The 25088-nt window shown below is 69.2% G+C and carries 19 protein-coding genes; 15 read left to right on the top strand and 4 right to left on the bottom strand.

Annotated features, from left to right (window positions below; genetic code table 11):
* The first annotated feature begins 406 nt into the window (after positions 1 to 406).
* The 6 genes from HS041_RS30170 to HS041_RS30145 all read left to right on the top strand — a co-directional run bounded on the left by HS041_RS30170 (position 407) and on the right by HS041_RS30145 (position 9857).
* Positions 407 to 2116 (top strand): HAD family hydrolase, encoded by a 1710-nt coding sequence (locus tag HS041_RS30170; protein ID WP_230879861.1) that lies wholly within the window; start codon positions 407 to 409, stop codon positions 2114 to 2116.
* Positions 2117 to 2342: 226 nt separating this feature from the next.
* On the top strand, positions 2343 to 3662 hold the full coding sequence (gene nhaA, locus HS041_RS30165; protein ID WP_196444203.1) for a Na+/H+ antiporter NhaA: 1320 nt from the start codon (positions 2343 to 2345) through the stop codon (positions 3660 to 3662).
* 227 nt (positions 3663 to 3889) lie between these two features.
* Positions 3890 to 4441: an RNA polymerase sigma factor gene (locus HS041_RS30160; protein ID WP_196444202.1), complete on the top strand. Its 552-nt coding sequence runs from the start codon at positions 3890 to 3892 to the stop codon at positions 4439 to 4441.
* A complete protein-coding gene (locus HS041_RS30155) occupies positions 4438 to 5607 on the top strand; it encodes a CU044_5270 family protein (protein ID WP_196444201.1) in 1170 nt (389 codons plus the stop codon). Before HS041_RS30160 ends, HS041_RS30155 begins: the two co-directional genes overlap by 4 nt.
* Positions 5608 to 5962: 355 nt before the next feature.
* Positions 5963 to 6460, top strand: a complete 498-nt coding sequence (locus HS041_RS30150; protein ID WP_196444200.1) for a DoxX family protein — start codon at positions 5963 to 5965, stop codon at positions 6458 to 6460.
* A gap of 250 nt (positions 6461 to 6710) precedes the next feature.
* Entirely contained in the window at positions 6711 to 9857 is a 3147-nt protein-coding gene (locus HS041_RS30145; protein ID WP_501224837.1) for an AfsR/SARP family transcriptional regulator, read from the top strand.
* A 242-nt stretch (positions 9858 to 10099) separates the two neighbouring features.
* On the opposite strand, the gene HS041_RS30140 is transcribed toward HS041_RS30145, so the two are convergent.
* Positions 10100 to 11266 (bottom strand): serine/threonine-protein kinase, encoded by a 1167-nt coding sequence (locus HS041_RS30140; RefSeq protein WP_196444198.1) that lies wholly within the window; start codon positions 11264 to 11266, stop codon positions 10100 to 10102.
* A 410-nt stretch (positions 11267 to 11676) separates the two neighbouring features.
* On the opposite strand from HS041_RS30140, the gene HS041_RS30135 reads away from it, so the two are divergent.
* Together HS041_RS30135 and HS041_RS30130 are read left to right on the top strand one after the other, a co-directional pair.
* On the top strand, positions 11677 to 12717 hold the full coding sequence (locus HS041_RS30135) for an FkbO/Hyg5 family chorismatase (RefSeq protein ID WP_196444197.1): 1041 nt from the start codon (positions 11677 to 11679) through the stop codon (positions 12715 to 12717).
* 16 nt (positions 12718 to 12733) lie between these two features.
* Complete coding sequence (locus HS041_RS30130; protein WP_196444196.1) at positions 12734 to 14038, top strand: phenylacetate--CoA ligase family protein; 1305 nt, start codon at positions 12734 to 12736, stop codon at positions 14036 to 14038.
* Positions 14039 to 14151: 113 nt separating this feature from the next.
* Here the strand turns inward: HS041_RS30130 and HS041_RS30125 are convergent, their stop codons facing one another.
* The gene (locus tag HS041_RS30125) at positions 14152 to 15555 is read right to left on the bottom strand and encodes a pyridoxal phosphate-dependent decarboxylase family protein (protein ID WP_196444195.1); all 1404 of its coding nucleotides are present in this window, start codon (positions 15553 to 15555) and stop codon (positions 14152 to 14154) included.
* A 500-nt stretch (positions 15556 to 16055) separates the two neighbouring features.
* Here HS041_RS30125 and HS041_RS30120 point away from each other — a divergent pair, with 500 nt between their 5' ends.
* The 5 genes from HS041_RS30120 (at position 16056) to HS041_RS30100 (ending at position 21168) form a co-directional block, all read left to right on the top strand.
* Positions 16056 to 16604, top strand: coding sequence for a dihydrofolate reductase family protein (locus HS041_RS30120; RefSeq protein WP_196444194.1), 549 nt, complete (start codon positions 16056 to 16058; stop codon positions 16602 to 16604).
* 331 nt (positions 16605 to 16935) lie between these two features.
* Positions 16936 to 17607: a HEAT repeat domain-containing protein gene (locus tag HS041_RS30115; protein ID WP_196444193.1), complete on the top strand. Its 672-nt coding sequence runs from the start codon at positions 16936 to 16938 to the stop codon at positions 17605 to 17607.
* Positions 17608 to 17610: 3 nt separating this feature from the next.
* A complete protein-coding gene (locus HS041_RS30110; protein ID WP_196444192.1) occupies positions 17611 to 18645 on the top strand; it encodes a HEAT repeat domain-containing protein in 1035 nt (344 codons plus the stop codon).
* Positions 18646 to 19076: 431 nt separating this feature from the next.
* Complete coding sequence (locus HS041_RS30105) at positions 19077 to 19910, top strand: alpha/beta hydrolase (RefSeq protein ID WP_196444191.1); 834 nt, start codon at positions 19077 to 19079, stop codon at positions 19908 to 19910.
* A 568-nt stretch (positions 19911 to 20478) separates the two neighbouring features.
* A complete protein-coding gene (locus HS041_RS30100; RefSeq protein WP_196444190.1) occupies positions 20479 to 21168 on the top strand; it encodes a carboxymuconolactone decarboxylase family protein in 690 nt (229 codons plus the stop codon).
* 58 nt (positions 21169 to 21226) lie between these two features.
* On the opposite strand, the gene HS041_RS30095 is transcribed toward HS041_RS30100, so the two are convergent.
* Entirely contained in the window at positions 21227 to 21619 is a 393-nt protein-coding gene (locus tag HS041_RS30095; protein ID WP_196444189.1) for a nuclear transport factor 2 family protein, read from the bottom strand.
* 265 nt (positions 21620 to 21884) lie between these two features.
* Between HS041_RS30095 and HS041_RS38880 the strand changes: the two genes are divergently transcribed.
* Positions 21885 to 22136 carry a hypothetical protein gene (locus tag HS041_RS38880; RefSeq protein ID WP_230879859.1) on the top strand — a complete coding sequence of 84 codons (252 nt, stop codon included), beginning with the start codon at positions 21885 to 21887 and terminating at the stop codon, positions 22134 to 22136.
* Positions 22133 to 23725, top strand: coding sequence for an NAD(P)-binding domain-containing protein (locus tag HS041_RS30085; RefSeq protein ID WP_196444188.1), 1593 nt, complete (start codon positions 22133 to 22135; stop codon positions 23723 to 23725). The genes HS041_RS38880 and HS041_RS30085 overlap by 4 nt, the downstream gene beginning before the upstream one ends.
* On the opposite strand, the gene HS041_RS30080 is transcribed toward HS041_RS30085, so the two are convergent.
* The gene (locus HS041_RS30080; RefSeq protein ID WP_196444187.1) at positions 23698 to 24858 is read right to left on the bottom strand and encodes a carboxylate-amine ligase; all 1161 of its coding nucleotides are present in this window, start codon (positions 24856 to 24858) and stop codon (positions 23698 to 23700) included. The two genes, HS041_RS30085 and HS041_RS30080, sit on opposite strands and share 28 nt — an antisense overlap.
* Positions 24859 to 25088 lie beyond the last annotated feature (230 nt).

Here is a 25088-nt window from a genome sequence, read left to right as displayed (position 1 = left end):
CGGACACGGTCACGCGGGCCGAAGGCGTCGATCTCGAACGCCCACGCGAGATCGGGACTATATGATCTACATTGTAAAGGACCTCATCAAGGTGAGAACTAAGATCACACCCGGACACCCACCCGCGAAGAAGGGCCGGGACGCGTTCTCGGGCCGTGCGGGGCTCACTGCGGCTCAGGCCGCCCGGCATGGGCCCGGCCACCTTTCTGCTCGACGGCGACGAGGTACCAGGGGAGTTCCATCACTGGGGACTCCGCCACGGGGATCGGTCTGCCGGCCTGAGGTGCCCCGCGGAGACCCGGGCGGGGCTCCGGGTCAGCGGTCGGTGTAACTTTCCCCGGAATTCACCTGCCCGGAAAGAAACGCCCGGCCATGCGGGTAGGCGACCGGTATGCGCTATCACGCTTTGGCCTGTGATTATGACGGCACGCTGGCCGGCGACGGCCGGGTCGACGACGACACCGTGGCCGCCCTTGAGCGCCTTGTGCGGTCCGGTCGGCGGCTGATCATGGTCACCGGCCGGGACATGGACGAGCTCGCCTCTGCCTTCGACCGGTTCGATCTGTTCGAACGGATCGTCATAGAGAACGGGGCCGTGCTGTACGACCCGGCCCAGCAGGAGGCCACCATGCTGGCCGAGGCTCCGCCCTCGGAGCTCGTCGAGCGTCTGCGGCAGGCTGGTGTGCAACCGCTCACCGTCGGTTCGGTGATCGTCGCCACGCGGGAGCCCCACGATGAGACCGTCCTGGGCACGATCCGAGACCTCGGTCTCGAACTCCAGGTGATCTTCAACAAGGGGGCGGTGATGATCCTGCCGTCGGGTGTGAACAAGGCGACAGGTCTGGCCGCCGCCCTCGGCGCGCTCGGCCTGTCACCGCACAACACCGTCGCTGTCGGCGACGCCGAGAACGACCATGCCTTTCTCGCCGCCTGTGAATGTTCGGTGGCCGTCGCCAACGCCTTGCCGGCCATCAAAGAACGTTCCGATCTGGTGACCGGTCGGCCGCGCGGGGCCGGTGTCGCCGAGCTCATCGATCGGCTCGTCGACGATGACCTCGCCGACGTCGATCCCGGTCGCCATCATCTGCCGCTGGGGACCACGGAGGGCGGGCGGCAGGTGCGGCTGGCGCCGTACGGCACGCGCCTGCTGATCGCCGGCCCTTCCAACAGCGGTAAGTCCACGGTCGCGGCCGCCCTGCTGGAACGCGTCTCCGCAGCCGGTTACCAGTTCTGCCTGATCGATCCCGAGGGGGACTACACCGACGGCATCGAAGACGCCATCGTGCTGGGTGACGCCCGGCGTGCTCCCACCGAGGAAGAGATCATCCAGGTGCTCGGGAACCCGGCGCAGAGCCTCGTGGTCAACCTGCTGGGTGTGCCGCTGGACGATCGTCCGGGGTTCTTCGAGATGCTTCTGCCGCGTTTGTCGGCGATACGGAGCCGATACGGGCATCCCCACTGGTTGATCGTCGATGAGGCGCACCACATGATGCCCAAGGGGTTCGGTATGGAGTCGGTGGGGTTGCTGCGCCGGGCCGGGGGGCTGCTGCTGGTCACCGTCCACCCTGCTCTGATCAGCGAACCGGTCCTGCGGACTCTGAACGCGGTCGTCGCGGTGGGGGAGAGGCCCGTCGAGGTCTTGACCACCTTCGCCTCCGCCGTCGGGCGGGCCGGGGATTGTCCGGAGCCGCTCGGTGACCTGCCCACGGGGGAGTTCCTCTTGTGGCGGTTGTCCGGTGAGCCGATCCGTGCGCGTCTGATGGCTCCGGAGGGGGAACGCCAGCGGCATCGCCGTAAGTACGCGGCCGGTGAGCTGGGTGAGGAGAAGAGCTTCTACTTCCGCGGCCCGCGTGAGGTGCTGAACCTGCGGGCGGGCAATCTGACGGCGTTCTGTCATATAGCGGACGGGGTCGATGACGAGAGCTGGGAGTACCACCTGCGTCGGGGGGACTACTCCCGCTGGCTTGCCGAGGACGTCAAGGACGGGGAGCTGGCGGCCGAGGTGGCCGAGGTGGAGCGGGGCGGCGGCGAGCCGGCCGACGAGACCAGGCGTCGGGTGCGTGAGCTCATCGAGAACCGCTATACCGCCTCTGCCGAGCCGGGCGGCGCTCTGTGAGTTGCGGGCTGCGGTGCGGTGGTGGACGGGCTCCCGGGTGGTCGCGGTCGCCGGACCCGTCCTCGGAGATCGCCTTGCGGTTCAGGGCGGCCGCGGCAGTGCGGGTCATGGCCGGTAGCGGGGGCAGCCGAGATCGCCGGTGCATGTACCGGTAAGGTTGCCAATGGTGTGCCGGGAAGCCTGGTCGGCAGTGATCAATCTGTTTCCGACCCGACCTGGAGTATCGATGACCGGTAACGCCTTTGGCACGGCTGGATTGTTCGGCAGGGGTTCCTGGCCCGAAGCGCGGCGCATCGCCGACATCCTGCGTAAGGAGACCATCGGCGGCGCGCTGCTTTTGGCCGGTGCGGTGGCGGCGATGATCTGGGCCAACTCCCCCTGGTCAGGCGCGTATGAGGCGCTACGGGCCACCGAGGTCGGCCCCGCCGTGCTGCACCTGCGGCTGGATCTGGCCACCTGGGCCGCCGACGGGCTGCTGGCGATCTTCTTCTTCGTCGCCGGGCTGGAGCTCAAACGCGAATTCGTCGCCGGCGACCTGCGCCAGATGCGGCGGGCGGCGGTACCGGTCGCGGCCGCCGTCGGCGGGGTGGTGGCCCCGGCGGGGCTGTACCTGCTCATCACCGGCAACGCGACCGGTGCGGCGACGGGCTGGGCGATCCCCACCGCCACCGACATCGCTTTCGCCCTGGCCGTGCTGGCGGTCATCGGCCGCTACCTGCCGGTGGCGTTGCGCACCTTTTTGCTGACTCTGGCTGTGGTCGACGATCTGCTGGCCATCGCCATCATCGCGGTGTTCTACACCGACCACCTGGCGTGGGGGGCGCTGGCGGCGGCGGCAGTGCCGCTGGCGGTCTTCGCCGCTCTGGTGCGCCGGCGAGTGCGCGCCTGGTGGCTGCTGCTGCCGTCGGCGCTGGCGGTGTGGGCTTTGGTGCACGCCTCCGGGGTGCACGCCACCGTCGCCGGAGTGCTGCTGGCCTTCGCGGTGCCGGTGGTGCGCAGCCAGGCGGCCGGTGACCCGCAGGCGGGCCCCGGCTTGGCCGAGCACTTCGAGCACCGCTTCCGTCCCGTCTCGGCCGGGGTGGCGGTGCCCGTCTTCGCGCTGTTGTCGGCCGGGGTGCCGCTGGGTGGAGTCAGCGGCCTGGTCACCGCGTTCAGCGATCCGGTCGCCATCGGCATCGTGGTCGGGTTGACCGTTGGCAAACCTGTCGGGATCGCGGTCGCGACCTGGCTGGTGGCCCGCTTCACTCATGCCCGGCTGGATGAGGGTCTGGCCTGGGTCGATGTGTTGGGGTTGTCGATCCTGTCCGGTATCGGCTTCACCGTGTCGTTGTTGATCGGTGAGCTGGCCTTCGGCCTCGGCAGTGACCGCGACGATCACGTCAAAATGGCGGTCCTGGCCGGTTCTCTGGTGGCGGCGCTGCTGGCGGCGGTGATCCTGCGTCTGCGCAACCGCGTCTACCGGGACATCCATGAAGCCGAGACCGCTGACCGTGACGGTGACGATATTCCTGACGTCTATCAGCGTGTGCCGGGTCAGCACGGCTGAAACGGTGCTGCGGGCGATCTGGCGTGTCGACTCGATATGTCTCGTATCCGCCGGCCGAGTGGTCCGTCACGGCGGTGTAGTGCTCTGGGATCAGGGCGGCGACGGGATGTGCCGGGCCCGCTCCGATCGGCTCAGTCGTTCATGCCCGGCCTGAAATTCTGTCGCCGCCTGCGGACACGTAGGAATCGAAAGCCTGCAGCGTTCGGAAGGTCTGACGAGGATGACGAGTGAGTGAACAAGACGACCGGTCCCGGTTCGAGGCGGTGTACCGGCGAACTTATGAGCAGATTCTGGGATACGCCGTGCGGCGGTGTTCCTCTCCCGAGGACGCGGCCGACGTTGTGGCCGAGACCTACGTGATCGCCTGGCGGCGGATAGCGGAGCTTCCCGATGGTGAGGCCGGCAGGTTGTGGCTGTACGGCGTGGCCCGGCGGGTCCTGGCCAACCACCGTCGCAGCGAGCGGCGCAGACTCACCCGGCACGCCGAACTCACCGACGAGATCGGGCACCTCTACACCGCTTCCTCCCACCACGGTGAGCAGGACGGCGTGGATGAGGCCATGGGCATGCTTTCCGGCAGCGATCGTGAACTGCTGGCCCTGGCTCTCTGGGAGGGGCTCGATCCCGGCGAGATCGCCGCAGTGCTGGACTGCTCGCGTAACGCCGCCCGTATCCGCCTGCACCGGGCCCGCAAGCGCTTCGCCAAGGCCCTGGAGAAGACCCGTCCATCGGCCGCCTGGTTCGCGTCGCGGCCGCTCATCGAGAAGGAGTCAGGGTGAACAACGACCAGATCTTCAAGGACCGGGCGAGGGTGCTGGATGAGGGCCTGGCCGGCCGGGCGTCCACCGCGGGGGCGGACGCGCTGCTGGCGGAGATCGTCCGGCTGGAGCGCGTCCCGGCACGGCGGCGGTTCCTGCCCTCCCCCGGCCGCGCTCTGCTCGGCCTGGCCGCGGCGGCCGCCGCGGTAGCGGCCATCACCCCCGCGATGCTGTCCGGCGGCATGATCTCCGTCGCGCCTCAGCCCGGCACGTCGGTGTCGACGACGGTCGAACCGACCGCCCGGCAGATCCTGCTCGCCGCCGCCGTCGCCATGGAGGAGGCCCCTGCGAGCGGCGACTACTGGCGCACCGTGACGATCGGAAAGTCGATGCTGCCCGACCCCACCCGCAGCTATGTGATCGAGACCAGCCGGTCCTTTGAGGCGTGGATGGCGGAACGGCCGGGTCTGCAGAGCTGGTGGATCCGGCAGTATCTCGGCGCCGAGCCCGCGACTCCGCAGGACGAGGCGGACTGGCGGGCCGCGGGAGCTCCCACCAGCTGGCGGTACCCCAGGGACATGGAGACGGGGAACCTGTTCGCCGTCCCGTACAGGCCGCTGGAGGCGGCGGAGGGTGAGCGGACCGCCGAACGGCTCCACGGCAGGTGGAAAGGCAAGGCCGGTGACCTGATGGTGGAGCTGATCACCTGGAAGGAGGTGCGCGCGATCCCGGGCGAGCCCGAGAAGCTCCGGAGCTATCTGGAAGAGCGCATCTCCCGGCAGCTGGCTGCGGACCCCGTCCCCGGGACGGACGTGGAGAAGCTGACGGCGCAGCTCCTCCGGCAAGGCTGCGTGGACATCATCAGCCGCCTGCCCGCCTCGCCCGGGGCCCGGGCGTCCGCGTACCGGATCCTCGCGTCTCTGCCCGGCATACGGGCCGAGGGGGAGATGACGGACCCACTGGGCCGGCGCGGGCAGGCGCTCGCCTACCAGGTGGAAGCCGAGCCGGGCCTGTTCACCCGGGTCCGGCTCATCGTCGATCCCGGCACCGGCCTGCCCCTCGCCGAGGTGACGACGAACACGACCGAGCTCGCGAACGGGCGGCAGGTGGAGATCCGCCACTCCACCTCGTACCAGGCGATCGGCTGGACCGGCGAACGACCAGAACTGCCCGCGCGGCGGAACTGAGCCGTGCAGCAATCTGCGCGTGAATGCCTGCAGGGAGGTCAGCGGCGCGTCGCCTTTTAGTGATCACTCGCCGCCGACGCTTGCGGGGGCCGGTGGGCAGACAAGGTGCAGTGTTCCCGAAGACATCTCACAGTGCTGAGCGTCAAACCCGTAGCGCCGTGAGATTCCCTGGGAGGCATCGGGCCGGTCACCGCACCGGTACCGCCCGATGCTCCTGAGGACATCGCTCAGTGCCGTCGTCTGACGTTCGGTCATGGAGGTCGCCTCAGGGGCGTCGGGGGCGAAATCGACTCCGCTTGGATAGTGGTACTATCTATTATTGGATAGCTAAATTATCCAAAGGAGGTCGAGGTCCATGACCGTGATCGTTCTTGCCGTGGCCACGCTGTGCTTCCGCCTGCTGGGTGCGGTGCTCGGCCTGGCCCGCTTCGCCACCTGGCGTGTGAGTGCCGCACACGGCCTGGCCGTCATGCTCGTGATGACGGCCAGTGCCCATTTCGTCGCGCCAGAGGTGACCTTCATGCCGAACCACGCCGACATGGTGGCCATGGTCCCGCCGTTCATCCCGTTCCCCGCCTTCGTGGTCTACCTGACCGGTGTCCTGGAACTGGCCGGAGCGGTGGCCCTCGTGCACCCGGTCACCCGGCGGGCGGCCGGGGTCTGCCTGGCGCTGCTGTTCCTGCTCATGCTTCCGGCCAACATCCATGCCGCGCTGACCGGGGTGACTTTCGCGGGAGAGGCGGCGACGCCGCTGTGGCAGCGCGTTCCCGAGCAGGTCCTCTACATCGGCATAGCACTCTGGGCGGCGAGCGTCGCGGGGGGACGTCCGAGCCGTGCGGCCCCCGCAATTTGAAAAAGGCGTCCGACGAGGTGGACACTCCGGCGGAGACCTCGATCCCCTATAACCCGACGCGATCCGATCGAGTCCGATCTTCCCCGGCGCCACCTGGGCGAACGCCCCGCTGGCGCGGACCACGTGCTCCACGGCCGGTGCGGTGACAGGCGTCGTGATCGTCCAGGAGGGCTCGACCGCGCCGGAGCCGGAGCCGACCCAGCCCGGCAACCGGCTCGGGACGTCGCCACGGTTCGGCACAATGACTGATGTGCGAGTCGAATTGCTCGGACCGTTCGAGGTCCGGAACCCCGATGGGGCCGTGGTGGAGGTTCCTGGGGTTCGGCTGCGCGCCCTGCTGGCCGCACTCGCCCTCGAACCCGGCCGGAGCGTCACGCGCGCGAGGCTGGTGGACTGGATCTGGGGGCAACGGCCGCCCGCGGACGAAGTGAACGCCTTGCAGGCGTTGGTGTCCAGGCTGCGCAGGGTGTTGCCGGACGGTGTGATCGAGGCGGAGTCCGGCGGCTACCGGCTGGCCGTGGCTCCTGACGCCGTGGACGTGTGCCGGTTCGAGCATCTGGTCGCTCAGGCCCGTGCCGCCGAGCCCGCGGCGCGGGCGGATCTGCTGCGCTCGGCCTTGGCGTTGTGGCGCGGTACGGCCATGGCGGACATCGCGCTGCAGGACAGCGACGTGTTCGACGCCGCGGTCGCGCGTCTGAACGAACTCCACGTCGCCGCCCTCGGGGACCGGGTGGAGGCGGACATCCGCCTCGGCCGCGGCTCGGAGCTGGTCTCCGAGCTGACCGAGCTGGTCGCCACGTATCCGCTGCGGGAGGGGTTCGTGGCGGCCTTGATGCGAGCACTCGCCGAGGCGGGACGTGGGAACGAGGCGCTGACCCTGTACCAGCGGACGCGCGAGCGGCTCGCCGAGGAACTCGGCGCCGATCCGTCGGCCGAGCTCTCCGCGCTGCACACCGCGTTGCTCCGTGGCGAGCTGGGCGAGCGGGCCGAGAACCGCAGGACGAACCTGCGCGCCGAGCTGACGAGCTTCGTCGGCAAGGACGACGACATCTCCGCGGTCGCCGGCCTGGCCGTCAGACATCGGCTGGTCACCTTGACGGGAGCGGGTGGCTCCGGCAAGACACGGCTGGCCGCCGAGACCGCGCGGACGATGCTCACCGAGCTGCCGGATGGGGCGTATCTGGTCGAACTGGCCTCGGTGCAGGCAGGCGGCGACCTGGCGCAGGCCGCCCTTACCGCGATCGGCCTGCGTGACCAGGCGCTGCTCGGTGAGGCGCGGGCCGGGGAACCGATGGATCGGCTCATCGCCGCGCTCCGGGAGCGCGCGATCCTGCTGGTTCTGGACAACTGCGAGCACGTGATCGAGGCGGCCGCGGCTTTCGCGGACCGGCTGCTGGGCGAGTGCCGGAGGCTGCGGATTCTAGCCACGAGCAGGGAACCGCTCGGTATCACCGGGGAGGTGCTGTGGCAGGTCGAGCCGCTCGCACTGCCCGCGGAGGGAGCGGGCCCCTCCGAGGCCGGGTCCTCACCCGCGGTGCGGCTGCTGCGCGACCGCGCGGATCTGGTGCGCAAGGACATCGGCTCCGACGCGCACACCCTGTCGGCCATGGCGCGGATCTGCCGGGCGCTCGACGGGATACCGCTGGCGATCGAACTGGCCGCGGCGCGGCTGCGCACCATGTCCGTCGATCAGCTGGCACGCCGGCTCGACGACCGGTTCCGGCTGTTGACCAGCGGCAGCCGTACGGTGCTTCCCCGGCACAAGACGCTGCGCGCGGTCGTGGACTGGAGCTGGGATCTGCTGTCCGAGGCCGAACGCGGCGTGCTGCGGCGGCTCTCGGTGTTCTCCGGCGGGGTGAGCCTGGAAGCGGCCGAGCGGGTGTGCGGGGACGAGATCGCCGGAGAGCCGGTGTTCGACGCGCTGACCGCGTTGATGGAGAAGTCGCTGCTGCTCGCCGAGGGCGAAGACGCACCGCGTTACCGGATGCTCAACACCATCAGGGAGTACGCGGCGCAGCGACTGGCCGAAGCCGGGGAGACCGAGCCGGCACGCCGGGCGCACCTCGCCTACGTCACCGAGCTGGCCGAGACGGCCGAGCCGTACCTGCGCCGGGCCGAGCAGCTGGAGTGGCTGTCCAGGCTCGAGGCCGAGCACGACAACATCAGTACGGCCCTGCGCGGGGCGATCGCCGAGGGATGGGCCCATGAGGCGATGCGGCTGGCCGCGGCGGCGGGCTGGTACTGGTACCTCAGCGGACACCGGGCCGAGGGCGCCGAGTTGAGCATCGCGGCGGCCTCGCTGCCCGGTGAGGCGCCCGACGAGGTGCGGGCGCTGGCGTACCTCATGGTGACCATGTTCGTGACCGCCGGGGTCAGCGGAGACCAGTTTCAGGCGCGCGAGTGGATCCAGGAGGCACACCGGCTCGCCCGGCACAGCGGGTCCCGCCACCCGCTGATCGGGTTCGCCGGGCTGCTGGAGGCGACGCTGCGGGGCCCGACGGAGTTCCTGCCCGCGATCGAGCCGCTCATCGTCAATGACGATCCGTGGGTGCGCGCGCAGGCCAGACTCACCCGTGGCCGATTCCGGCTCGTGCTCGGCGGCGACGAGACCGACGTGGACCTCGACGCCGAGATCGCCCTCGCCGAGTTCCGCACGATGGGCGACCGGATGGGGATGTCGCTGGCGCTGACCTTCCTGGCCGATCGGCGCGCCTCGCGCGGCGAGTTCGCACGCGCGTGCGAACTCTACGAAGAGGCGATCGCGGCGATGACCGAGGTGGGCGCGACCGAGGACGTGGTCGGCATGCGGGCACGGCAGGCTCAGCTGTACTGGCTGCTCGGCGACGAGCGGTCCAGCGCGTCCGCCATGACGGAAGCGCAGCGGTGCGCGGGCGGGATCGCCTGGCCGGACGCGCTCGCCGAGCTGGCGCTCGCGAAGACGCAGCTGGCGCGCTGGCGCGGTGAGCCGGACGAGGCACGCGAGCACCTGGCCACGGTGCGGGCGGTTCTGGGCGACGCGGAGCTGGCCGGCTCCATCCGTGCCGCGACCATGGACCTGTACGCCTACCTCACCGAGGATCTGGAGAAGGCCCGCGCGTATCGGGAAGAGGCGTTGCGTGCGGCCACGACCCTGGAGCACACGCATCCACCGACGATCGCCTACATATTGATCGGGATCGCGGATCTCGCGCTGCGCCAGGGCGACTACGAGCAGGCCGTACGGCTGCTCGCGGCGAGCGACGTCGTGCGCGGCACGCCGGATCGTTCGCTGCCGGACGCTTGCCGGATCACCGCGGAGACACGCGATCGCCTCAGCGAACGTGTGTTCGCCGAGGCGATCCGTGACGGGAAGCGGCGGGACTGGCGCGAGCTGGCCGAGATCACACTCGCTTCGTGAACGACGTGCGCGCCCACAGGTAGCCGATCAACGCGAGCCCGGCGCACCAGGCGGTCGCCGCGACGGTCGTGCCCGTCGACGGCGCGCCGGTCAGGAACCCGCGCAGGGCTTCAGGGTCCGCAGCATGGTCGCGATCACGTGCGCGTTCAGCACCGCGGCCCGGGACACGTCCATCCGGCGCCGTTGGGCCCGAGCAGGGCGAAGATCGTGCCGGCCCGGACATCGGGGTCGATACCGTCGCACTACAACAGAGGCCACAGCAACCCGTAGAGGACCACCGCGAGGAGGACCACCGCAACGGCGGCAACGCCCGCCTTGATCGGGGTGGGCCGCGGCATCAGCAGCCCGCTGCCGCCGAAGGCCAGAGAGGAGATCCACAGCGGTGCGAGTTTCAGCAGAGCCGTTTCGCTGAGATCGCCGAAGGCGCCACCGTAGATCACCGCGACCTGCGCCGTACCGAACACGAGACCTGCCGCGTAGAGGCTGCGCGCCCCTCCGTGATGCCGAGGGGATTCGGCCACGCCGGTTCTCCTGCCGGCGACCATCGGCGCGGGCGCGGTCCACTCCGCCGGCTGCAGCCCGTTCCCGCCGTTGGCGACGGTGGCGCCACCGCTGGTCAGAGTGGCGAGCACCTGAGCGGCATCGGGCCGGACGGCGGGGTCCTTGGCCAGGCATGAGGCCAGCAACGGCCGCAGCGCCTCCGGAACCCCGGTCAGGTCCGGCTCGCGGGTCAAGACGGCGGTCATCACCGCCGCCGGGTGCTGTCCGGCGAAAGCCGGGCGCCCGGTCGCGGCATAGGCCATGGTGGCGGCCCAGGCGAAGATGTCGGAGGCCGGACCGGCCGGCCGGCCGGAGAGCTGCTCCGGTGCCATGTAGCCGGGGCTGCCCACCAGCGCCGAACGGGTCGTACTCGTCTCCACGGCCCGCGCGATGCCGAAGTCGATGACCACCGGGCCCTCCGGCCCCATGATCACATTGGCCGGTTTGAAGTCACGGTGCACGATCCCGGTCCGGTGGATGGCGGCCAGCGCGGTCGCGGTGGCGACGGCCAGGCGCTCAAGCCCGCCCCCGGCACGAGGCCCTTCGGCGGTGACCAGATGCTGCAGCGACGGGCCGGGGACATACTCGCTGACGAGGTAGAGTCGCCCGTCGCTGATGCCCGCCTCCAGCACTTGGGCGGTGCAGAACGCCGCCACCCGGCGGGCCAGGGCCGCCTCCCGCTCGAACCTCTCCCGGACGGCGTCCTCGGCGGCCATCCGGGCGTGCAGGACCTTGACGGCCACTCGCCGGCCTGAGGGATCGTGGCCGAGGTAGACCGTCCCCTGGCCGCCCTCTCCGAGGACTCCGACCAGCTGATAGACACCGATCCACTGTGGATCCCGCGGCTCCAGCCGACCGAGATCGGACACCGACCACCTCTTTCTTCCACCGTTCGTCCTCAGGTCCGAAGCCCGTGATGACGTCCGATGACTGCGGAGGGTGTCGATCGCGGCACCCCGATGGGCATCCCGCGAGATCCGTATCGCGCAGGCCGCCGCCAGCGTAGCCGTACGGCACCCCGCCCGGCACGCTGCACCGAGTACGGCGTCACCGGCGACGGGCGGCCCCGACGCCGCCGGCGCGGTCGCACGATCCGTCCGGGGTGACGGCGCGCATCGGCCGGCTGAGCCGCCGTACGGCTCACCGAGTCCTCCCGGTGTCCGGAACGTCGAATAGCAGTTCCAGAGATGCTTGGCGGTTCCTGTCCTGTGAAGAATGTTGAGCGCTTGGCGATAGCGCTTCGTCGGCGCTCACGGTCATGCGCCAGGAAGGAGCCGCAGTGCCCGTCACCACCACCCTCCCTGATCTCATATGTCGTTTCCAGGACGATCCGCCTTCCACATCGAACGGCGTACTCGGCGTGATATCGCATGGATACGGCAGCGAACCGCCATCCTTGCACAACGGTTTTCCCGCGCTTCCCATCGCGGTTCCCGACACGGCTGCGACGGGACGCGTGGAGGTATGGAGAAGCAGTCGTGACGTCGTGTCCGGGTTCCACGATGAACTGGTCTACGCACACGACGGACGCTATTTGTTCTGCGGCGGCCGGATCCGCCACGACGCCGCCTACGCCGCCACCACGAAGAATGCATATCTGCGCGCATTCGAGCTTCTCGACCGCCTGGGCTATCCGGAGATCGCACGGGTGTGGAACATCGTCGGCGGAATCACCGGGCAGGCCGCGGAACAGGTCGCGACCGACAGGTACGGCGAGTTCTGCCAGGCTCGGGCACAGGTCTTCAAACAGCGCGGCCTGACGGTCAAAGACATCCCGGCGGCGACCGGCATCGGCGGGCACGACGACCACACGACCATCTATTTCCTGGCCACCCGCTCCCGAGAAGTCATCAGAATCGAGAATCCCCGGCAGATCCCGGCCTACGAATACCCCGAGCGTTACGGCCCCGAGGCGCCGTGCTTCGCACGGGCGACCTATGTCGCTGCCGAGGGCGACAGCCGGTTCGCCGACCTCTTCATTTCCGGGACGGCGAGCATCCTGGGGCACCGGACGGTGCACGAGGGAGACATCGAACGGCAGACCCGCACCACGCTCGAGAACATCGCAGAGCTGGTGTCCGGAAAAAATCTGCGCAACCACGGCATCGACGCGGAACTCACTCTGCACGATCTGGACTGCGTGAAGGTGTACATCAAACGACCGCAGGACGTCGAAACCGTCCGGCAGATCTGTTCGGCGGCTCTGGGCCCGAAGAGCGAGGTCGTGTACGTCATCGCCGATATCTGCAGGGAGGACCTCCTGGTGGAGATAGAAGGCTTCACCTCGGTCGCCCGGCCGGATATCGAGACCGTCAACTAGAACAGGACGGGAAGTCATGAAAGAGGCACTGCACCCGGTCGGCCACTGGCGCAGCTTCGAGCAGCTTCGCGAGGTTCAGGAGAAGCTGCTGAGCACCGCGCTGCAGCGGGCGTACGAGTCGCCGTTCTACCGGCGACGGGCCGCCGGCGACGGCATCTGGAACCTGGACGATGTCCCGATCACCAGCAAACCCGACCTCCGGTCGACCTATCCGTTCGGCATGCTCGCCGTACCGAAGGCGGAGCTGGTCACCTACCACGAATCCAGCGGCACCAGCGGGGCGCCGGTTCCCACGCCGACGTTCTACACGGCGGCGGACTGGGCCGAGATGGTCGATCGCTTCCTGCGCAATCCGATCCCGATGACCCGTGACGACACGCTCCTGGTGCGCATCTCGTACGCGCTGGTCATGGCCGCTCACCTGGCGCACCAAGCAGGCCTCACCGCCGGCGCGACGGTGATCGCCGCGGACGCGCGCACCCTGGCCTCCCCGTATCCGGCGCTGGTCCGCATCCTGCGCGACGCGGAGGTGACCCTCACCTGGTCCACGCCCTTCGAATGCCTGCTCTGGTCCGCGGCGGCGCGGGTGGCCGGCCACCGGCCGGACAGGGACTTCCCGGCGCTGCGGGCGTTCTACACCGCGGGCGAACCGCTCGGTCCGGCCCGTCGCGCCAGGATCTCCGAGCTCTGGGGCGGCGTCCCCGTCCTCGATGTCTACGGCTCGACCGAGATCGGCTCGGTCTCCGGCACCTGCCCGGCAGGGGCCATGCACTTCTGGGCGGACAGGCTGCTGCCCGAGATCTACGACCCGGCGTCGGGAACCTTCGCCAGGGAGGGCACGGGGCAACTGGTCGTCACCACCCTCTACCAGGAGGCCATGCCGCTGATCAGGTACGACCTCGAGGACCATGTGGAGCTGCGCTACGAGCCCTGCGAGTGCGGCTGGAAGCTTCCCACGATCAAGGTGTTCGGCCGCATCTCCCACGACTATGAGATCGCCGGCAAGCAGCTCTCCGCGGCGCAGGTCGAGGAAGCGGTCTTCCAGCTGCCCGCGGAGTACGGAGTGATCTTCTGGCGCGGCCAGGCGCACCCCGACCGCCTGGTCGTGCAGATCGAGGTCGAACCCGAGCACGCCGCGGCGGCCCGCAGGGAGCTGCACGACCTGCTGGTACGGACATTCGACGTCCCGTCCGATGTCGAGCCCGTCGACGTCGGCACCTTCATCCCGCACGAAGTCCTGACGGGCCAGCGCAGCGTGCTGAAGCCCCGCAGGTTCTTCGGCCCGGAGGAGGATTGGGACGGCGCGATCATCCACTGCTAGACGATTCACCGGTGTGGCCGCCGGGCGCTGCTGCGCCCGGCGGCCACACCGGTGTCGGAGGTCCCGCCCGGCGGGGCCCCGTCACAGCGGGGCCCCGCCGCCGCGAGACGGCCTTACGGCAGTTCCGCCACGGCCTTGCGGATGATCTCGATGGCTTCGGCCATCCTGTCCTCGTGGGTGCGAAAGGACAGCACGCAGATCCGGAGGAAGAACGAGCCCCGGATCATGGTGCTGGACAGGTGGATCCGCCCGGACTCGTTGATCTTCTCCAGCAGCAGCCGGTTGGCCTCGTCCGCGTCACCGCTCGACGGGACGTAGCGGAAGGCCACGATGCTGAGCTTCGGCGACCAGGGCACCTCGAGCCCGGGGACGGCCTTGAGCTCGTCGTAGGCGTACCGGGCCAGGTCGAGCTTCTCGTCCAGCGCGGTGCGGAACGCCGCCAGGCCGTACAGCTTGATGGGCAGCCACAACCGCAGGCCGCGGAAATCACGGCTCAGCTCGGTCGAGTACTCCGAGAGGTTCGGGATCTCTGATTCCTCCGCGACGTCCTGCAGGTACGCGGCATCGAAGTGGTGGGCGTCGCGAAGGAGCCTGCCGTCCCGGACCAGCAGGGCGCCCGTGCCGTAGGGAAGGAAGAAGCCCTTGTGGGGGTCGAGGGTGACGGAGTCCGCCAGCTCGATGCCGCGCATGGCCTCGCGGCCACGCTCGGTGAGCAGGAAGGCGCCGCCGTACGCACCGTCCACGTGCAGCCACAGTCCGTGTCGGCGGCAGATCGCGGCAAGCTCGGGCAGCGGGTCGATCTCGCCGGTGTTGACGGTGCCCGCGCTCGCCACCACGCAGAACGGCCGCAGCCCGGCCGCCTCGTCCTCGGTGACCATGCGGTCGAGGGCGGCGGCGTCCATGGACAGGGCGTCGGTGGTCGGCACCGTCCGGACGGCACGCCGGGGCAGCCCGGCCAGCATGGCGGACTTGAGTGCGGCGTGGTGCGTCTCCTCGGTCACATACAGCACCGCGCCGGTGAGGTCCTCACCCAGCTTGGTCGCGCGCGCGGTGACCAGACCGGAGAACACCGACGTCGTACCGCCCGAGGTCAGCACGCCGCGGGCCGAGTCCGGATACCCGACCATGTCGGCCAGCCAGCGGACCGTGGTCGCCTCGATCTGCGCGTACATCGGCACCGCGGACCACAGCGCCACGTATTTGTTCGTCGCCGCGCTCAGGAACGCGGCGACGGCCGACGCGTACAGCCCGCTGCCGGGGACGTAGCCGAGCATGCCCGGCCCGCTGTTGTTGTACGACTTCCTGGCGCCGAGCCGGACGACTCCGAGCACCTCTTCCAGAGTCTCACCGTCTTCGGGGGCGGCCTCCCGGAGGGCGGCCGCGGCTTCGAGCGACCCGTCCAGGTCGTTCAGCATCTCGGGGATGTCGCTGATGAATTCGGCGGCGAGTTCGACCGCGGCCGCGCCCATGGCGCGCATCTGCCGGCCGTCGGGCTCGAGAGGGTATTCACCTGGCATGGGCCGAGCTTAAGTCGGCACCCGAGGGCCTCTCTTATGCCTGATTGCTCACTGCGCCGGCGAGGACGAGGAGATGCGGCCGTGGGAGGCGGTCCGGCACGGGACATCTCCGGGTCGCGGGGCGGCCGCCCCGCGAGACCATCGGTAAAACCGGCGGCAAGTGGCCCATGACCAGGCACGTCTCCTCGTAGAGTCCGCCCATGATTCCGAACGCGTGCCTGACGAAGCGAGCGGACGTACTGATCGTGATGACCCCGGGGCGCGGAACGGTTCGCCTGCTTCCGCCTGCTCGACCGCATCCGACACGGCCAAGCCGATCCGCACGGCCTCCCGGACACCCAGGACTGCTTCGACGACCACTTCGTCGACAGCGCCGCCCGGAGCCGGCCCGCACCGCCGGGTGAAGGCGGCCACCCCGCACCACGGCCGGCCCTCGCAGCCCGGCAGCCGCCGGCTGGCGGCGACATCCCACCCTTTCATCATGATCCCAGGGAGTCCCCATGCGTAAGATCATCGCTTCCACCTACACCACGCTCGACGGGTTCATCGACAACCCGCACCTGTGGTCCATGCAGTACAACAGCGAGGACGCGATGGCCTACGCCTTCGCCATGACCACCGGCTGCGACGCGCTGCTGCTGGGCCGCGTCACCTACGAGGGCATGGCCCAGGCCTGGCCGAACATGGGCGGCAACCCCTACGCCGACCACGTCAACGCGATAACCAAGTACGTCGTGGCCTCGCAGCCGGTCGACATCTCCGCCTGGAACCCCACCACCGTCATCCCCGGCGACGACCTGGCCGGGCAGGTCGCGAAGATCAAGGAGCAGGACGGCGAGGACATCCTGATCTGGGGCAACGGCCGCCTCACCGACGACCTGGCCAAGCGCGGTCTGCTGGACGAGTACCGCATCTGGATCTATCCCGTCCTCAAGGGCGAAGGCGAGCCCCTTTTCCGCCCCGCCAGCACCACCGGCATCGAACCGGTCGACAGCACCACCTTCGACTCCGGCGTCACCGTCCTGGCGTACCGGCCGACCGGCGCCTGAGCGGCATCCGCGCCATGCTCCGACGTCCCTGACGGGCGCGGACCAAGTACGGCAGAAAGGGGCGACGGCCCTTCTCCACGGGCCGGTGCGTCACTTCTCGCGGGGGCCGGCGAACCCACGACCCGTCAAGGCGCTGACCGGCCCTATCGGCCCTTGTGGTCGTACTTGGTCCCCCCTCCGGAGGCGACCCCGTCGTCGAAAGTGGGCCGGAACCCGGTTTCTCTGTGACGCGGACCCGAGCGGGGCCGGGGTGCCTGCGATCCCGCGGCGTGATCCCGCTTGACCTTGACACAGTGACAAGGTCTTCACTGCTGCCAAGGAGGTGGTCCCGATGACCATGCGGAAACAGGACGCGGATACGATGCGAGCTTTCCAGGAGCTGGAGGACAGCCGCTCGTCGGTGCGGCTGCGGGCGGCGATGGCGATCGGTACGACCCCTGGCCCGCGGTTCGTCGACAAGCTCATCGAACGATGCGCGATCGAACCCGAATTCTATGTGCGCGATATGCTGACGTGGGCACTCACCCGACACTCGGCATCCATGACGGTCCCGGCGCTCATCGATGAACTCCGCTCGAAGCGTGCGCAGGCACGAAGCCAGGCGCTGCACACACTGTCCAAGATCGGGGATCGGCAAGCGTGGCCGGCGATCACACCGGCGCTTCTGTCCGACGCCGACGATGAGGTGGCGCGGAGCGCCTGGCGGGCGGCGGTCGTGCTCGTGCCCGACGGTGAAGAGCCCCGGTTGGCCGCAGTGTTGTCGAAACAGCTCGGGCGCGGCGAGCGCGGGATGCAGCTGAGCCTCAGCCGGGCGCTGGTCGCGCTCGGTGAGGTGATCGTGCCCACGCTGCGCGCTGCGATGACGGATCCCGACCCGCGTGTGCGCGCACACGCGATCGCCACGGAACGGCTGTTGCGCGACCCTGATGCCGGATTCGAGTTCGCGATCGAGGAGGCCAAGCGCGTCGCAGCCCTCGGCGGCACCGGCAAGGAGGAGCGATAGGCCGTGTTGATCGGTGATGTGGCACGACGGTCCGGGGTCAGCGCCCGCATGCTCAGGCATTACGACTCGCTCGGCCTGGTGCGGCCAACGGGCCGTAGCCGCGCAGGCTATCGGGAGTACTCCAGCGAGGACGTTCGGCGGATCTTCCATATCGAGAGCCTGCGATCCTTGGGGTTGTCGCTGGGTGAAGTCAGGCGCGCGCTCGACGATCCCGACTTCACGCCCTCGGAGCTCGTCGACAACCTCATCCGCCAGACACGAGAACGCATTGCGGCTGAGACGGAGTTGCTCACGCGACTGCGTCGGATCGACGCCGTGGAACCCGCCGGCTGGGAGGACGTCCTCCAGGTCGTCGCCCTCCTGCAGGCGTTGGGGTCGAAGAGCGCCGGCAAGCGCCAGCGCGCGGCCCTGTCCTCGGCCGAAGGGGTTGCGGTGCCGGTGGAGGCACTGGTCGAGGCAGCGCTGGGCGAAACGGACCCGAACGTCGCCGGAGCCCTCCGCTGGGCTCTGGCGCAGTCGGGCGATGACGGCTTGGCGCTGCTGGCGGAGGGCCTCGGCTCACCAGCAGCCGAGGTGCGCAGACGTGCCGTCCAGTCCATCGCCGAGATTCCGAACGGTGAGGCGACCGCACTGCTGCAGGACGCCCTCGCGAACCCCGACATCGCGGTCCGCAGGTATGCGGCTCTGGCACTCGGGGCACGTGGAGTGGCCGACGCGATCCCGACGCTCATCGATATCGTCGCCGAGGGGACGAACGACGTCGACGCAGCCGACGCCCTGAGCGTGCTGGCGAGCCGTCCCGCATCGGCGGATCAGATCACTGCCGGGCTTGTTGATCGCCTGGCCCACGGCAGCGTCGAATCGCCTGCACGCCGGCGGCTGACACAGGCGCTCGCGGAGATCCCGGGAACCGCGGCGTCACGAGCCCTCGCCGATCTGTCACACGACGAGGACCGTGCCGTCGCGCTTACCGCGACATACATTCTCGGGATACGCGACGCACGATATTGCCCGTCGCGCCCGAGATCTGCCACCTGATATGGTCTCGATCATGATCTACACGTTCATCCGCCTTCGGACTGCCTGAGACGGTGTCCCACCGGTCGCTCAGCGATCAGCGGCGGTTGAGGCGATCCCGCTATAACGTCGCGGCCTGAGTTCCGCGCGCCGCGTTTCGCCCGCCCGGCCCTTCGTTCACGCGCCCGCACCGGCGCACGCAGCCGCCTTCCGTCCTCGGCGCTCTGCCGTGGTCCGGGCCGGTGCCGCGTCCACGATCGCCTGTGTCGTCACCGGGTCCCGGCGAACTCACCGGCGGGTACGCCCGCCATCTCATCAGCGGCTCAACGCGCCGGCATCCGGCACCACGTTGTGTCCGCCCCCACTTCCATCCGATTGGACTGATTCGCGTGTCATCTATCTCAACCGGCTCGTCGCACCCTCGATCCGTTTCCGGCGCCTCTCCCACGTTCGTGCTGGTCCACGGTTCCGGCTCCAACGCGTTCATGTGGTCCTCCATCCAGCGCGAACTCGCGTTGCTCGGCCACCGCAGCTTCGCCGTCGACCTGCCGGGCCATGGCCTCGACGCGCAATACCCCGTCGCCTACCAGGCTCCGCAGGATCTCGATGCGTGGGCGATCGAGCCGTCGACACTGGCCGGGATCACCCTCCAGGACAACGTCGACATGGTCGTCGACGTCGTCCGCCGTGTGGCCGGGTACGGGCCGGTGGTACTGGTGGGCGCCAGCCTGGGAGGGGCAACCGTCACCGCAGTCGGTAACACGATTCCCGGCCTGGTGGATCGGCTGGTGTACATCTCCGCGTGGGCGTGCGTGCAACGGTCGAACCCGATTGAGTACATGCAGGAGCCCGAGTTCGGAGACAGCCTGATGCCGTCCCTGGCGGCGTTCAACGTCGGAGATCCGGCCCGGCTCGGCGTCGGCCGGGCCAACTACCGCACCGCCGATCCGGCGCTGCTGGCAGGCCTCAAGGCGGCGACCATGGCCGACGTCACCGACGAGCAGTTCAGGGCCTTCCTCAACATCCTGCAGCCGGACGAGTCGATCGCGGTGATGATGGCCGACGCCCGTGGTCACGCCGACACCTGGGGCACGATCGCCCGCACCTACGTTCGCCTCACCGGTGACCGATCCATTCCGGTAGCCATGCAGGACAGACTGATCGCCGAAGCGGATGCACTGACTCCCGGCAACCCCTACGACGTCCACACCCTGGACACCACACATGCGGGGTTCGTGTTCAGGGCGGCGGAAGTGGCGGCCATCCTCGACAAGTCAGCTGTCTAGCGACGACTCAGAACCGCCTCGTGTCCACGCTGCCAGGGCTTGGACACAAGGCGCTCGCGAGAAGAAGGCTCAACGGCCCCCGCCGTTTGGCCGAGTCCTCGCGGCCGACCGGCCTTCGCGGCGTCGGACATGGGTACGGCCATCGCGTGATCCCTCGTGATTGCGACATCAGGATCGAAGGATCACGTGGTGGCCGTACCCGACAGCGTGGATCCGACGGCGTGGCCGGCGGAGCAGATTCGTCGTCTCCGCCGGTACGGGTGCCACGCCGCCTCACGGGGTGCCGGCATGCGGCTTGACCTGGACGGGTGAACCTTCGACATGTGCGGAGAGGCCCGGTCGGCAAACCCGTCCACCCTAAACCAGACATGTATCGCATAAATGATTTCTTTGCGCATTATCCATGTCGGCTTACTTCAGGCACATTAGGGACGTCAAGCGTTGAGCTGGCAGGAAGCGGTTCACACACGAACAACATGTTGATCCTGCCTTGCCTGTTTTCTGGGGTCCAGAGGGCGCACATTCGAAGGTGTTAGGAAAACCGGAAAGTGCATGAAAGGTGTGAGGAATGACGAATGCAGTGGCTCGTCCCTTCGGTTTCCGTGACACCGTCAGGCCGTCGATCACCGTCCTGCCCGACCTGGCCTCATGTGAAATCCAGTGGCCGGAGCCGGAGACCTGGGTCAACCATGAGGGGGCCTCCAGACCGCACATCGCCCTCGACTCCGACGAACCGGGGGTTCGCGGCCTGTTCCGGTTCCGCCCGGAGACGGCTTTGCCCCTGAACCAGCTGGTGGAGGTGCTGCTGTGCGGGGAGAGCACCCTGTCGCGGGGGGAGCGCGAGCTGATCGCCACCTACGTGTCGGCGCTGAACGAATGCCGCTTCTGCTTCTACACCCACGCGGCGTTCACCGCGGTGCGCTTCCCCGAGGGGATGGAGCTGGTGGAGAAGGTGCGCGCGGACCTGGCCGCCGCACCGATCTCGGCCAAGCTCAAGGCCCTGCTGGCGATCGCCGGCGCGGTCCAGCAGAGCGGCAGGGCCGTCTCCGCGGCACTGGTCGCCGACGCCCGGCGCGAGGGCGCCACCGACGTGGAGATCCACGACACCGTGCTGATCGCGGCCGCGTTCTGCATGTTCAACCGCTACGTCGACGGGCTCGGCACGGTCGCCTCGGACGACCCCTCCCACTATGCCGAGCGGGCGCAGCGGACCGAGGGGTATGTGGCCGTGCTCGTCGACGCACTGCGCCAGGAGTGAGGAGGGGCGGCGGAGGCCGTTGACCGCGCGCCGTACGCGGTCAACGGCCCCCAGGCGGTCAGGCGAAGAACTCGTCGACGACGTAGGTGTCCTGAGGGAAGCTCCAGCGCTCACTGATCTTGCCGTCGGTGACGCGGAACACGTGCACGCCGCGTTCGTCCAGGATCCGGCCCTCGCGCTCTCCGCGGATGCGCAGCAGCGCCGCCACCTGGCTGTCATCGGACAGGAAGGCATCCGGCTCGAACCTCAGCACGCCACCCAGCTCGACGAACCGCGACAAGTAGTCGGCCACCGCCGCTTTGCCGCGGTAGTCGCCCGCCAGCGCACCCCGGCCGGGGATGTGGAAGGTCACATCGTCGGCAAGCAGGTCATCGCGGAAGCGGTCCAGATCGCCTTTGGCGAGAGCCTCGTAACTGTCGCGGACGACCGCGATGTTCGGGTGTTCTGACATGAAGGAGCTCCTTGCGACGGGATGAGGATTCCGGAATACGGGTGACGCTACCTTGATCCACATTGGCAGACAATACGGTAATATCAGACTTACCGTATGGCCATACGGCCGTGCCGGTTCAGGAAATGACAGCAGTCCATCAGGTGGAGGATGTGGATAAATCCGGCATTGACAGCCGGGTGGTGGTGTAGCGATCATCGAGACCGGTCGGGCGGATTCGTTCGTCACATAAGAGCATTTTCCATGCGTCCCTATAAGGAGCGCCATGCCGCATATCGCCCTCACCTCCGACGATCCGGGAATCCGCGGCCTGTTCCGGTTCCGCCCGGAGACGGCTTTGCCCCTGAACCAGCTGGTGGAGGTGCCGCTGCCCGAGGGGATGGAGCTGGTGGAGAAGGTGCGCGCGGACCTGGCCGCCGCCCCCGATGACCCGGCGGCCTACGCGGCGATGGCCGAGGTGATCGTGGCGGGCGGATACACGCGTGCGGCCGTCCCGGCGGGGCAGCAGAGCCGATGACGGCCGGAGCCGACGGGCACACCCATCGCTATCTGATCGTCGGTGCCGGCCCGGGCGGGCTGCAGCTCAGCTACTTCCTGCAGCGCGCCGGGGCCGACTACCTCACCCTGGAGCGCGAGGCCGCACCCGGCGGGTTCTTCCGCCGCTATCCGCGTCATCGCAGGCTGATCTCGCTGAACAAGGTCCACACCGGCCAGAAGGATCCGGAGATCGCCCTGCGCTGGGACTGGAACTCGCTGCTCAACGACGAGCAGGAACTGATGTTCCCCCGCTACTCGCAGGAGTACTTCCCCCGGGCGGACGACCTCGTGCGCTACCTGCAGGACTTTCAGCGCAGGCACCGGCTCAACGTGCGCTTCTCCACCCCCGTCGACCGGATCGAGAAGAGCGGGGAGCGCTTCGCCGTGCACGCGGCGGGCCGGGTCTTCCACGCGGAGTGCGTGATCATGGCGACGGGCTGGGGCGGGCCGTACATCCCCGACATCCCCGGGATCGAGCTGGCCCGGGGATATGAGGACATGCCGGTCTCCGGGGAGGACTTCACCGACCAGAGGGTGCTGATCATCGGCAAGGGCAACTCGGCGTTCGAGACCGCCCAGGCCATGCTCGGTCACGCGGCCGTCATCCACCTGGCCAGCCCGAGCCCCGTGCGTCTGGCCTGGACGAGCAAGCACCCCGGCCACGTGCGCGGCCAGTACGGCGCGCTGCTGGACAGCTACTGGTTCAAGACCCTGCACGGAGTGCTGGAGTGCCGCATCGACCGGATCTGGCGCGACGGCGACCACTTCAAGGCCGCCATCACCTACACCCTCGCCGACGGTGAGCAGGCGCTGCTGGAGTACGACAGCGTGTTGCGCTGCACCGGCTTCACCATGGACTCCACCGTCTTCGACGATTCCTGCCTACCCGAACGCGCCCCCGGCGGACGGCTTCCGGCGATCCGCCCCGACTTCCGGTCGGTGAACGTCGACGGGCTGTATTTCGCGGGCACCCTGATGCAGGCCCGCGACTTCAAACGCGCCTCCTCGGCGTTCATCGACGGGTTCCGCTACAACCTGCGCACCATGGCCGCCCTGCTGCGCGAGCGCTATGACGGTGTCCCGCTCGAGCGGCGAACCGTGCCGTCCGACCCCGACGGGCTGACCGCCGCCATGCTGGAGCGGGTCAACCACAGCTCAGCGTTGTGGACGCAGTTCGAGTACCTGTGTGACGTGTACGTGGTCGACGAGACCACGGGGAGCATCACGCACTACGCCGACCTGCCGGAGGACTACGCGGTCGACCGGTTCTGCGGCCATGCCCTGTACTTCACCGTCACCCTGCGATGGGGGCGCCGGGAGTATCCCGACGTGTTCGCCATCCAGCGGCATCCCACTCCCGAACGGGCCGACGAGAGCGCCTTCCTCCACCCGGTCGTGCGGGCCTGGCGGTACCGCGAGCAGGTCGCCGAGCAGCACCTGCTGGAGGATCTGATGGCCCGCTGGCTCGATCCCGCGCGGCACGTGCGGCCGCTGTGCGACTTCCTGGCCGCCCGGCTCGCCCCCGGTGAGCCGGGGGATCCTCAGTCCCGCACCTCCGGGTCGTCCTGATCCACCATCCGCTCCACCAGGTGGTCGACCACATCGACGGGCCGCCCGCGCCGGTCGAGGGCGGCGCGCTGGCGCGCCGCCCCGGTTCCGGCGGCGCGCAGCCACTCCATCCGCCGGCCGACCATGTCCAGGTCGCCGGTCTCCTCCAAGGCCGGGCGGATGTGCCGCAGCAGCGCGGCGAGCAACTCGCCGGCGGGCCGCAGCCGGCCGGTGACCGGATCGACGCCGTGCCCTTCCAAGCCATCACGCGCCGCCCTCCAGTAGGCCACCCGGAGCCGCTCGGCCGACAGCCGCGGGCCCAGGTCGCCACGCTCCACCCGCTCCAGGGACGTCACCACCAGGCCGCGCACCACGGCCGCGAGCAGCACCGACTCCCCGGCGGTGGCCGGCACGTCGGCCACCCGGACCTCCAGCGTCGGCAGCCGCGCCGACGGCCGTACATCCCAGAAGATCGTCCCCGGGTCCACCAGAGCCCCGGACTCGGTCAGCGCGGCGATCACCTCCTCGAACTCGGCCAGGGAGGCGAAGTACGGCGGCGGGCCGGCCACCGGCCACTTCCCCCACGACAGGGTCCGCCAGCTGGCATAACCGGTGTCACGGCCCGCCCACAGCGGGGAGTTGGCCGTCATCGCCAGCAGCACCGGCAACCACGGCCGCAGGTGGTTGCCCACCAAAACCGCCCGTTCCCGGTCCGGCAGGTGGACGTGGACGTGCCCGGCGCAGATGGCCTGCTCGTCATGGAGCGCCCGGTAGGTCGCGATGCCCACCTCGTAGCGGGGGTCGTCGGTGATCGGCGGCGGGACGACCTCGCCCAGCACCGGCGTACCCGAGGCGACCACGGCGAGCCCCTCCCCGCGGGCCGCAGCGGCCATCGCCGCCCGCATCCGCCGTATCTTCCCCTCCAGCTCGCAGGCGCGCGCACACGGCGTCGTCTTGGCCTCCACCTGAAACCGGGTGATCTCCGAGCTGACCTGTCCGCCCAGCTCGCAGGCGGCGCGTTCCAGCACCTCGGCCGCCCTCGGCGCCACCGCGCGCGTCAGCGGATCGACGACGAGGTACTCCTCCTCCACCCCCACCAGCGGGCAGAGCGCGTCGAAGGGCATCGGACGCACCGAATCCGCGGTCGCGGTCATCTTCCCTCCCAGCCGGGGGCGCCTTCCCCGTGATCGGCGGTACGGCAGGCGACGACGTCACGTTATCGATCAGATCGCAGGCGCGCAGACCGGAACGGCGGCTTTACCCCGAAGCAGGGGCCAGCCGTTCCGGAATAGGGGAGGCCGCGCTGCTGGGCCGGAGTGAGACGGTCAGAATGCCGAGATCACCGTGCTCCGGCATGAGACGGCGGTGCAGGGTGCGGCGGCCG

Origin of the sequence: Planomonospora sp. ID67723, assembly GCF_015711605.1 — a bacterium.
GTDB lineage: Bacteria > Actinomycetota > Actinomycetes > Streptosporangiales > Streptosporangiaceae > Planomonospora_A.
The sequence above is the reverse complement of the archived record's forward strand: the minus strand, read 5'-3'. Positions and strand labels throughout refer to the sequence as shown.